This window comes from Ruegeria sp. AP7 (assembly GCF_056539905.1).
In genome coordinates this window covers 42416-53383 of record NZ_JBQFVT010000001.1, presented here as the reverse complement: position 1 = coordinate 53383, position 10968 = coordinate 42416, and the positions used below count along the sequence as shown (strand labels likewise).

9 protein-coding genes are annotated in these 10968 nt (G+C 57.4%); 7 read left to right on the top strand and 2 right to left on the bottom strand.

Annotated features, from left to right (window positions below):
• Positions 1-47: 47 nt before the first annotated feature.
• The 7 genes from ACR0KN_RS00245 to mdoH all read left to right on the top strand — a co-directional run bounded on the left by ACR0KN_RS00245 (position 48) and on the right by mdoH (position 9550).
• Positions 48-512, top strand: coding sequence for a DUF302 domain-containing protein (locus ACR0KN_RS00245; protein WP_480650533.1), 465 nt, complete (start codon positions 48-50; stop codon positions 510-512).
• Positions 513-591: 79 nt separating this feature from the next.
• Complete coding sequence (locus ACR0KN_RS00240) at positions 592-2211, top strand: thiamine pyrophosphate-binding protein (RefSeq protein WP_480650531.1); 1620 nt, start codon at positions 592-594, stop codon at positions 2209-2211.
• The gene (locus ACR0KN_RS00235) at positions 2198-3382 is read left to right on the top strand and encodes a CaiB/BaiF CoA transferase family protein (protein ID WP_480650529.1); all 1185 of its coding nucleotides are present in this window, start codon (positions 2198-2200) and stop codon (positions 3380-3382) included. Before ACR0KN_RS00240 ends, ACR0KN_RS00235 begins: the two co-directional genes overlap by 14 nt.
• A gap of 180 nt (positions 3383-3562) precedes the next feature.
• The gene (locus tag ACR0KN_RS00230) at positions 3563-4933 is read left to right on the top strand and encodes a tetratricopeptide repeat protein (protein ID WP_480650527.1); all 1371 of its coding nucleotides are present in this window, start codon (positions 3563-3565) and stop codon (positions 4931-4933) included.
• A gap of 35 nt (positions 4934-4968) precedes the next feature.
• The gene (locus ACR0KN_RS00225) at positions 4969-6186 is read left to right on the top strand and encodes an OpgC family protein (RefSeq protein WP_480650525.1); all 1218 of its coding nucleotides are present in this window, start codon (positions 4969-4971) and stop codon (positions 6184-6186) included.
• Positions 6183-7682, top strand: a complete 1500-nt coding sequence (locus ACR0KN_RS00220) for an OpgD/OpgG family glucan biosynthesis protein (protein WP_480650523.1) — start codon at positions 6183-6185, stop codon at positions 7680-7682. Before ACR0KN_RS00225 ends, ACR0KN_RS00220 begins: the two co-directional genes overlap by 4 nt.
• Positions 7679-9550 (top strand): glucans biosynthesis glucosyltransferase MdoH, encoded by a 1872-nt coding sequence (mdoH, locus tag ACR0KN_RS00215; RefSeq protein WP_480650521.1) that lies wholly within the window; start codon positions 7679-7681, stop codon positions 9548-9550. Before ACR0KN_RS00220 ends, mdoH begins: the two co-directional genes overlap by 4 nt.
• On the opposite strand, the gene ACR0KN_RS00210 is transcribed toward mdoH, so the two are convergent.
• Together ACR0KN_RS00210 and ACR0KN_RS00205 are read right to left on the bottom strand one after the other, a co-directional pair.
• Entirely contained in the window at positions 9551-10366 is an 816-nt protein-coding gene (locus ACR0KN_RS00210) for a CE1 family esterase (protein WP_480650519.1), read from the bottom strand.
• On the bottom strand, positions 10366-10836 hold the full coding sequence (locus ACR0KN_RS00205; RefSeq protein ID WP_480650517.1) for a rhodanese-like domain-containing protein: 471 nt from the start codon (positions 10834-10836) through the stop codon (positions 10366-10368). Before ACR0KN_RS00205 ends, ACR0KN_RS00210 begins: the two co-directional genes overlap by 1 nt.
• Between the last annotated feature and the right edge of the window lie 132 nt (positions 10837-10968).

Genomic DNA, 10968 nt, shown 5'->3' with positions numbered 1-10968 from the left:
AGCGGTTTTCTGTCATCTATTCTCCAATCAACAGGAAGGGATAGAACATGAGGGTGCTTTCTGCTGCGATCTGCCTGCTGTCGATGCCTGCTTGGGCCGACGGCATCGAACCTCTTGCCGGATGGGCGGTCTACTCCAGCGGAAAAAGCTATGTGAGCCTCGTGGAAGACACAAAGGCCGCGGTAAAGGAAAACGGTCTGATCGTTGTGACACAAGCTGGGCCGACCAAAGCAGCGGCATCGCGCGGCATTACCATTCCGGGCAATCGGGTGATCGGCGCATTCAACAACGACTACGCAGTTCGGGTCCTTGAAACCTCGACGAATGCGATGATCGAAGCGCCCATCCGTTTCTACGTGACCGAGAACAAGGATGGCACTGCGACCCTATCCTATAAAACGCCAAGTTTTGTGTTCGCCCCATATGCGGATAAAGGCGGTGAGGCGCTGCGCGAGATTGCTGCCGAATTAGACGAAACGTTTCAGGCCGTGGCGGAAAGCGCCGTCAAATAGTCACACTGACGTGAAGCTGCTTGCGTCCGGGCGCGTCCTCCGCAATCTGCTGAAAGATAAACTTGTCGGAGCTTGATTGATGCAGGACCTATCCCCGCGCGCTGCGGATCTGTTGGCACAACGTCTTTTCGAGGCCGGATGCCGCCACGCGTTCGGAATGCCCGGTGGCGAGGTTCTGACATTGGTGGATGCGCTGGAAAGCGCAGGTATCACCTTTCATCTGACCAAACATGAAAACGCAGCCGGTTTCATGGCCGAAGCCGTTCATCATCGCGATGGTGCACCTGCGATTCTGGTGGCCACGCTTGGCCCGGGCGCAATGAATGGGATCAACGTGGTCGCGAACGCATTGCAGGATCGCGTTCCGATGATCGTACTGACCGGATGCGTCGATGCGGACGAAGCGCTGACCTACACTCATCAGGTGATGGATCACTCGCAAGTCTACCGCTCGATCACCAAGGGCACTTTCATGCTAACTGCTGACGGGGCCGATATCATCGCCGACAAGGCGGTATCGCTTGCGAACCAGCCGCGCCCCGGTCCGGTGCACATCGATGTGCCAATCTCGGTGGCCGATACGCGTGTATCGGGGGTTAAACGCCGTCGTCTCGCGAAAATCGCACCCGTCGCACCTGGCGCTGAATGTCTGGAAAAGGCTCGCTGTTGGGTGGCCGAGGCCGAACGCCCCTTGGCGATCATTGGTCTCGATATTCTCTACGACGACTCGCGCTGTGTCGTGCGGGCGTTTTTGGAGCATTTCAACATTCCCTTCGTCACGACCTATAAGGCCAAGGGGGTGGTGCCCGAGGATCATCCGCTGTGTCTGGGTGGGGCGGGTCTTTCGCCGCTGGCCGACAAGATTCTGGTTCCGCTGGTAGAACAGGCTGATCTGGTACTGTGCCTGGGCTATGACCCCATAGAAATGCGCCCTGGTTGGCGCGAGATTTGGGACCCGGAAGACAAGCGAGTGATCGACATTGCTGCTGTAGTGAACGATCACTATATGCATCAGGCCGGATTAAATTTGGTGGCGGACACCAGCGCAACACTTGAGGCCATCGCCAAGGGCAACCCTGCCCGCCAGACTTGGCCGAATGGTGAACCGGATCAAGTCAAGACAGCACTGGCAGAAGCCTTCCCAACCGATGAAGACTGGGGACCGGCGGCGATCATCGCGGAAACCCGTGCAGTGCTACCAACTGAGACACTCGCCACCGCCGACAGTGGCGCCCATCGCATTCTGCTCAGCCAGATGTGGGGGTGTTCAGAGGAGCGCGGGCTGATCCAGTCTTCGGCGCTTTGCACAATGGGGTGCGCTGTCCCTATGGCGATTGGACTGAAACTGACTGAACCGGACCGCCCCGTGATCAGCTTCTCGGGCGACGCCGGGTTTCTGATGGTCGCCGGAGAGCTTTCGACTGCCGCTGAAATGGGCGGAAACCCGATCTTTCTTGTGTTTGTCGATGCCAGCCTTGCCCTGATCGAATTGAAGCAACGCCAACGCCAGATGGGCAATCGAGGTGTCGATTTCGACCGCCATGACTTTGCCGCCATGGGGCGCGCCTTTGGCGGGTACGGTCATACGGTGCGCAACCGCGACGAATTGCGGGCAGCGCTGGATCAGGCGTTGAAAGCCGACAAATTCACTGTCATTGCTGCGGAAATCGACCGTGGAGGATATGATGGCCGCATCTGAAGGACCCCTGAAGGGCGTCAAGGTACTGGATCTGTCGCGCATTCTGGCTGGTCCGACCTGCACGCAACTGCTGGGTGATTTGGGAGCCACCGTCATCAAGATCGAAAACCCCGCGACCGGAGGTGACGACACGCGGCAATGGGGCCCTCCCTACGTCGAAGATGCGGATGGCAACCGCTCGGATCTGAGCGCCTATTTCATGTCATCCAATCGAAACAAGAAATCGGTCGCTTTGGATATCGCCTCGGCGGAAGGACAAGCGGAAATCCGGCGGCTGGCGTCTCATGCGGATATCCTGATCGAGAACTTCAAGCCAGGCGGACTGGCGAAATACGGGCTCGACTACGCCACCCTGTCCAAAGAGTTTCCCAGCCTCGTCTATTGCTCGATCTCGGGTTACGGGCAGACCGGTCCGAACGCATCGAAACCCGGTTATGACCTGATGGCACAAGGCTATGGCGGGGTTATGTCACTGACTGGAGATCCCGAAGGCGCACCAATGAAGGTGGGTGTTGGCATCGCCGATGTGATGTGCGGCATGTATGCCTGCGTCGGTATTCTGGCCGCTCTGCGACATCGCGATCTGACTGATGAGGGCCAGCAAGTCGACCTTGCGCTAGTCGATTCGCAAGTGGCTTGGCTGATCAATGAGGGGGTGAACTACCTGACCTCGGGCAATGTGCCTCAACGGCGCGGCAACGGGCATCCAAACATTGTCCCTTACGACGTATATGCAACCAGCGACGGGCACGTGATTCTTGCGGTCGGAAACGACAGCCAGTTCAAAAGATTCTGCAGTTTCATCCAACACCCAGAGCTTGCTGACGATCCGCGATTTGCCACCAATCCTGCCCGTCTTGAAAATCGTGACGCATTGAATGCAATCCTTCGCCCTGCCGTACAGGCGCTGGATACCAGCCGCGTTATTGCAGGACTGGAAGAACTGAAAGTACCGGTTGGTCCTGTGCAAACACTTGATCAGGTCTTTGCCTCTGATCAAGTTGCTGCCCGGCAGATGCAGGTCACCATGCAAGCCGACCCCGGTGAGGTGCAATTGATCGGAAACCCTCTGAACCTGTCCCGTACACCTGTAACATATCGCAGTGCACCTCCAGTCTGTGGCGCTGACACACAAGCTGTTCTAAACGCAGAAAATCCCTTCGAAGATTGAAACACTCTGCCTGATTAGGCGGCAAGTTGCTGAAACATGCCCTTGAATCGGCGGTTTTTTTCGCGTTTTCCACACACGCGTTTTCACCAATTCGAGAGCAGGGTCGATACTGTTACGACCCCGCGGCACACTCTGTTACATCAAACACTATAGAATGCCGCAATCAGATTGGACCCGAGCATGAAACAAGACGTCTTTGGACAGATGAACACCCTGACCCAGCCCGCAAGCGTCGAGGCGTGGGATGGTGTTCTCCTTGGGTTCATGGCGCACGCAGCCGTAACGCCGCAGCATCTGGGCAAGGTGCTGGAGCTTGAGCCGGACTTTGCCCTGGGTCACGCGATCAAAGGTCTGTTCATGGTCCTGCTGGGTCGCCGCGAGATGATCGCGGTCGCGGCCGAAGCGCTGACCGCAGCCAATGCAGCGATGGAGCGTCAGCCGGTTTTGGACCGTGAAAAGCTGTATGTCGAGGCACTGGCGATGTATATGGCTGACCTCCCCACGCAAGCGATACAGAAATTCGAAGAGATCCTTCGGGCGCACCCCACGGACACCCTGGCGATGAAACTCAGCCACGCCACTCGGTTCGTTTTGGGAGATTCGCAAGGTATGCGCCGTTCGATTGAGCGCGTGATGCCCGCTTACGAACCCGACCACGCCGGGCGTGGATATCTGCTGGGCTGCCATTCATTTGCTCTTGAGGAAACGGGTGCCTATGAGAAAGCTGAGATCGCCGGGCGTCAGGCTCTTTGGATGGTTTCCGACGATGCTTGGGGATTGCACGCCGTCGCGCATGTGCATGAGATGACGGGAAATGCTCAGTTGGGCCTTGACTGGCTTGCGGGGCGCGAGGATGCCTGGGCGCATTGCAACAATTTCCGCTATCATGTGTGGTGGCACAAGGCGCTGATGCATCTGGATCTGGGTCAGGTCGATCAAGTGATGGCTTTGTATGATCACCACATCCGTCAGGACAAGACCGACGATTACCGCGATATCTCGAATGCGACTTCGCTGCTGTCCCGGCTAGAGCTTGAAGGGGTGGATGTCGGCAACCGCTGGGAAGAACTGGCCGATCTCAGCGCTGCCCGAACCGAAGACGGCTGCCTGATCTTTGCCGACCTGCATTACTTGCTGGCCCTGACTGGCGACAACCGTTCGGATGCGACCAGCAAAATACTGCACCGCATCCAGAGCGATGCCCAGCGTAACCAGGGCGATACGCCGATCCGCATGTCTGATCCCGGCGTCGCTGCGGCCAAGGGGCTTGAGGCCTTTGGCGAAGGCCTCTATGGCCAAGCCTTTGACTTTTTGTCAGACGCACGTGGTGGAATGCAGCTGGCTGGTGGCAGCCACGCCCAACGTGATGTATTCGAGCGCATCACAATTGATTCAGGCCTGCGCGCCGGCCGTCTGGATGCTGTCGAGCGCATTCTTGACGACCGCCGCGCCAAGCGCTCCGGTGGCGAAGACAACTATGCCCTCGCCCGCCGCGCATTGATCGAGGCCGCACGCGACAATGGCGACGCACAAAGCGTCCCCGCCGAATAAGAACAACAAAAAAGACCAAGAAGGACAGAAACCGTATGGCGACTGCATCGCCCGCTTCTGATTTTGCTCCGGTGGCGTCTCAAAGCGCTGCCCCTGCCCGCACGCGCGACCCGCGCCTCGATTTCTATCGCGGGATCGCGATGTTCATCATACTGATTGCCCATATCCCTAACGATCCTTGGGCTAAGTGGATTCCCGCCCGGTTCGGGTTTTCGGATGCAACCGAAATCTTTGTTTTCTGCTCCGGCATGGCCTCGGCCATCGCCTTTGGCGGAGCGTTCATGCGCAAGGGCTGGTTGTTGGGCACCGCGCGCGTCTCGTTCCGTATCTGGCAGGTCTATTGGGCCCATATTTGTCTGTTTTTCTTCGTCGCTATGACCATGGCAGCGCTGAACCAAAGCGGGCTGTTCGAGAAAAACTATATCTCGTCGCTGAACCTGCAGCATTTCTTCAATGACCCTGCACCGCAGATCGTGGGACTGTTCACTCTGACCTATGTGCCCAACTATTTTGACATCCTACCGATGTATCTGGTGGTGCTTGCGATGATGCCGCTGTTCATGGGGCTCTATCGCGTCGGATTCTGGGCAGTCGCGCTGGCATCGGTCACGATCTGGCTGATCGCGCAATACGATTACCTTGATCTGCCTGCAGAGCCCTGGTCGGACCGGCAATGGTTCTTCAACCCGTTTGGCTGGCAATTGCTGTTCTTCACTGGCTTCGCGTTCATGCGCGGCTGGATTCCCGCCCCGCCGGTTTCAAAAACGTTGATCTGGGCGGCCTCATTATTCCTGATCTTCTCGATGCCGTTCGGTTCGTGGAAGGTTTTTACCTGGATAAATGCTGCAGCACCCGATCTGGCCGATGAAATCCGCAAAGTCTGGCCAGTAACCAAAGAGTTCCGCAACAAGACAGACTTTGGCCTTTTCCGATATTTGCATTTCCTCTCACTGGCCTATCTGGGCTGGGTTGTTGCCGGTGAGCATGGCCATCGCCTGATCGCCACCGGTCAGGGAGCCGCAGCGAGGGTTTGGCAGTTCCTGCTGAGTGTCATCACCAAAGTCGGGCAACAGTCGCTTGCGGTCTTTGTATTTTCCATGGCTGCAGCACGACTTATCGGCGTCGGATTGGACCTGAGTGGGCGGGATGTTGCCAGTGTCTTTGTCGCCAACATGATTGGCTTTGCCATGATCATCGGCGTGGCCTATCTGGCCGCGTGGTTTAAGTCACACCCTTGGAAGACTAAGAAATGAATTTTACACGCCGCGCTTTCCTCGCCTCATCAACGGCATTGATCCTCGCTCCGGCAGCTCATGCGACCGGCGGTAAGGTCGTCTTTGACCGCAACACAGTTATCGAAATGGCGCGCGATCTGGCAAGCCGACCTTATGTAGAACGAAAGATGGTGCCGCAAGAATGGCAGGATCTGAACTATGAGCAATATCGCTCGATCCGGTTCCAGTTGGAAAAAGGCCTTTGGTACAACACCAAGTCACCGTTCGAAGTCGATTTCTTCGCACCCGGACTTTACTTCCCTCGCGCAGTGCAAATTTCAACCGTCGACCATGGTCATGTGACACCTGTTGCCTTTGATCTGGACATGTTCACAAAAAGCGAAGACGTTCCCTCTTTGCCTGCAGATGAAACACTGGGCTTTTCGGGGTTCCGCCTGCGTGCCGAGATGCATCGGCCCGGGTTAACCGACGAGTTCTGCGTCTTTCAGGGTGCCAGCTATTTCCGCGCGATCGGTTTGCACGAAGCATATGGTTTGTCAGCACGCGGTTTGGCGCTGAAAACCGGCGATCCCGATGGGGAGGAATTTCCCGATTTCATTCGCTTCTGGCTCGAAAAGCCTGCATCGGGACAGCGGAACATGGTGGTCCACGCCCTGATGGACAGCCCCAGCGTCAGTGGTGCGTACCGGTTTGAAATCACGCCAGGTGACGACACCATCATGGACGTCAGCGCAACGCTGTTTCCACGCACCGAACTGTCCCATGTCGGCATCGCACCAGGCACATCCATGTTCCTGTTCGATCAGACCAATCACAGCCGGTTCGATGATTTTCGCCCCGCAGTTCACGACAGCGACGGGTTGCTGATCCGGAATGGTGCGGGCGAAGTCCTATGGCGGCCATTGGCCAATCCAACCCGCCTGCAGATCGCCTCCTTTGTGGATATGAATCCACGTGGCTTTGGCCTGATGCAGCGTAAGCGCGAATTCTCAGACTACGCTGATCTTGAGGCCAACTATCACAAGCGCCCCAGCCTGTGGGTCGAGCCCAATGGGGACTGGGGCAAGGGGTCTGTCACGCTGGTAGAAATACCCGCAGATCAGGAAATCTATGACAATATCGTCGCCTACTGGCGGCCGATGGAACCGTACGCAGCAGGCAGCCAGGTTGATATTTCCTATCGCCTGATCTGGGGCGAAGAGCCTCAGCGCACACCAGTTGCGCGGGTCATCAATACGGCCATGGGCGATAATACCTTTGGCGAAGGACGGTTGGCCGTGATCGACTTTGAACCAAGCGATCTGTTTGACGACCCCGAGGAGATGACTGTTTTTGTCGACTCGCCTCATGCTGAGACATCGGACGGGGTGTTGCAGCGTAATCCTGATACCGGTGGATTGCGACTGGCGTTCTCGTTTGAACCTGGTGATCGCAACCATGTCGAATTGCGCGCGCAATTGCTGAAAGACAAACAGCCGGCCTCTGAAGTCTGGCTATACCGTTGGACCTCATGAGCCGCGATCTTCATATCATGCCGCCCGAGGCCCCTCTGGCGATGCCCGCGCAGAACTTTGCGCAGGGGTTCCGCGATGCGCAGGCCCCGACTGGCGGCCGGAGACCATCAGTCGGATTCTGGCGTGCGCTGGCCTTTTCACCAGCAATGGCCGCGACGTTGGGCCTGCTCTGGGTCATGTCTGAATGGTTCAGCGCCGAAGGGATCAACCTTGTCGAAGGTATCCTGCTAACGTTGATCTCTTTCAACTTCTTCTGGATTTCATTCACGGTCTGTACCGTGTTGCTGGGCATGGTTTCGCTGTCCCGTCAGGAGCAGCCCAAACGTGAGGGCCGACCGCAGCCGCTGCGCGTAGCGCTGTTGACGCCGGTCTACAACGAGGTGCCCTGGAACGTTCTGGGCAATGCTCGCACAATGCTTGAAGACCTGCAGCAACGCGGCGGTCAGCACCATTATGCCATGTTCATTCTATCCGATACCCGCGATCCAGAAATTGCGGTGCAAGAACAGGCCAGTGTCGAGGCATTGCGCACAACCTTGGCACCAGGTTTGGAACTTTACTATCGCCGTCGCCCTGCAAACACGGATCGCAAGGTCGGGAACATTGCCGATTGGGTCAGCCGCTGGGGCGCGGATTGGGATGCGATGCTGGTGCTGGATGCCGACAGCTTGATGACAGGTCGCGCGATCAGCCGTTTGACCGACGCGCTGGCGCGTGATCCGGGTGCAGGCCTGATCCAGAGCTATCCGCAGCTGATCGGCGCGCAGTCGGTTTTCGCCCGGATGCAGCAATTTGCCAATGGTGTCTATGGTATCGCATTTGCCGAAGGTCTGGCCCGCTGGTGCGGGCAAGAAGGCAATTACTGGGGCCATAACGCCATCATCCGCACAAGCGCTTTTGCCTCCAGCGCGGGCTTGCCGAAGCTGAAATCTCTCAATGGGCAGGACAAGCTGATCATGAGCCACGATTTCGTCGAGGCCGGACTGCTGCGTCGCGCCGGATGGGCCGTGCGCTTTTTGCCACGCATTCGCGGATCGTATGAAGAAACACCACCCACCCTAATCGACCACGCCATGCGCGACCGCCGTTGGTGTCAGGGCAACCTGCAGCACCTGAAACTGCTTGGTTCGACGGGGTTCCGTGCGGTCTCACGCTTCCATATGTTTCACGGTGCGGTCGGATATCTGATGTCGCCGCTATGGTTTGCGCTTTTGGTGATGTGGGCTTTGATCGGCCAGGGCAAGGATGCCTCGGTTCTGCATTACTTCAGCCCCGATAATCCGCTTTTCCCGCAATGGCCTGAGATGTCCGAAACACGCCACGTACTGATCATTTTGGTGATGTACGCAATGCTGCTGGCCCCCAAGGTTCTGGGCGTGGCCGCACTGCCCCTCAGCGGCGTACGATATTCCGATTTCGGCGGCACCCGTAAGTTCTTTACTTCATTCCTGTCCGAGGTCGTTTTATCAGTTCTCTATGCTCCGATTTTGATGGTGCAGCAGATGATCGCGGTTTTCCGGACTGCTCTGGGCATTCAAAAAGGCTGGTCACCGCAGGCCCGTGATGGCGGCAGCTATGGGCTGCGGACCTTGATCTTGTGTCACGCGCTTGAAACCGTAAGCGGTGTGGCATTGAGCGTTGGTATTCTTGCTGGTCTCGTCTCAGTTTGGTTGGCCCCAATCGCGATCAGTCTTGCGCTGGCAATCCCGCTTTCGGCGCTGAGCGGCGTATCAGCGGGCGCTGCGCGTCGTATGGTCGGGATGCGCGAAGACGTCAGCGAGCCTGCTATCACCCGGTCAGCACGGCGCTATCGTGATGAGTTGAAGCACCTGATCGAAGGCAAGGGCATAGTCACCCCAGCAGAGTAATCAACTGCCGGGTAAGCCCTCGTACCAATCCACCATCATATCGGCCCAACCTTTGGGCACTGTATGTCCACCTGGAAACAGCGCGAATTCCAGCGCGCTTCCTTCAGCGCATCCCATCCAGTTCCGACGCATGAACTGGCCAGTGGTTGAAAACCCGCTGGGTTTGGTATCGACGCATTCATTGGCAACGCGCCAGATCTCCAATCCGGCAAAGATATCACCTTGATGGAACCGACCTCCGCCCAGTATGCGCCCTTCCAACGGAACCACATTGTCTGTCCAACCGTGGGTGTGAAACAGACGGACCGGTCCTTCGCAAGTCTCCGGATGCGGCCTCCAGAAACCGCCTGAAACCGGTGCATAGGCCGAGAACGTTTCCGGCGCTGCGCAGGCAAGGTAATAAACCATAAATGCGCCCGCTGAAAAACCGCTTAGCACCACGCGACCGGGGTCTACGTCAAACCGCTTGGCCGCATCCTGAACGGCTTCGGTCAAAAAATCGGCCTCGTCACGCCCGTCCCAACCAGGAAAGAAGTTCCAGCTTTGACGACCATTCCGCTCGGAACCTTCCGGGGCCATCACGGCGTAGCCGCGATTCAGGAGCGGATCGACCATTGCCCTGTTCTTGAGTGTCCCAGTACCCGTGCCACCGTAGCCATGCATGAATACGACTAGCGGCGGATTGTCAGCTGCCGGCAACTCGATCTGATACGCGCCTGCATCAGTCTTGCAAACCCCATCTTGATCACCGCAAACGGCCAGAGCGGTTTCCCCCGTGAAGGCAAGGCCGAACGCCAGCCATAATCTCGCTCGCATTACGTATCCTCTTTGTAATCATTGACTGGCAGACCCGCGCGAACCCAACCTGGTCCGGCGGCCGACCCCAGCATACCCTCAGGCACATCGATGACATTGGTGAAGCCCGCTTTAGTCAGTTGGTTGCTTAACCGGGCAGAACGTACACCACGCGCGCAAATCAATGCCACCGGCGCGGTGCGATCGCCCTCGAGCAATTGATCCAAAACGGGCACAAAATCTTCGCGTCGCATGTCGAGCGGATGGGCACCTTCACCGATCCCCGTTGCGCGCCATTCGCGAGGGGTACGGATGTCGATCAGAACAATATCCCCCTGCCGCACGTGCTGGTGGGCCGTGGAAACCGCGATCTGATGTCCTGCGTAATCCTGTGGAATCAAACGGTATTCCCGGAGCGCCAAGCCTCCGGCTATCACCGTTCCTGCTCCAAGCAAGACCCATCGACGGGTTTTGATCGCGTGTTCTGCCAAATTGCGCCTCCTGATGTAAACTTGGGTCATATCACAAGCACGCCACCTTTTCGCGCCCCAGTTCGCGCGCGTTGTTCAAGATATCGTCATCGCGCCCGAACAACTTTGCAATGGTCAATCTCTTCGAAAAAA

Bases quoted from the DNA above. Each gene is read 5' to 3' on its own strand.
- ACR0KN_RS00210 (WP_480650519.1), bottom strand. From the start codon at position 10,366: ATGCGAGCGAGATTATGGCTGGCGTTCGGCCTTGCCTTCACGGGGGAA.
- ACR0KN_RS00235 (WP_480650529.1), top strand. From the start codon at position 2,198: ATGGCCGCATCTGAAGGACCCCTGAAGGGCGTCAAGGTACTGGATCTG.
- ACR0KN_RS00225 (WP_480650525.1), top strand. From the start codon at position 4,969: ATGGCGACTGCATCGCCCGCTTCTGATTTTGCTCCGGTGGCGTCTCAA.
- ACR0KN_RS00220 (WP_480650523.1), top strand. From the start codon at position 6,183: ATGAATTTTACACGCCGCGCTTTCCTCGCCTCATCAACGGCATTGATC.
- mdoH (WP_480650521.1), top strand. From the start codon at position 7,679: ATGAGCCGCGATCTTCATATCATGCCGCCCGAGGCCCCTCTGGCGATG.
- ACR0KN_RS00240 (WP_480650531.1), top strand. From the start codon at position 592: ATGCAGGACCTATCCCCGCGCGCTGCGGATCTGTTGGCACAACGTCTT.
- ACR0KN_RS00245 (WP_480650533.1), top strand. From the start codon at position 48: ATGAGGGTGCTTTCTGCTGCGATCTGCCTGCTGTCGATGCCTGCTTGG.
- ACR0KN_RS00230 (WP_480650527.1), top strand. From the start codon at position 3,563: ATGAAACAAGACGTCTTTGGACAGATGAACACCCTGACCCAGCCCGCA.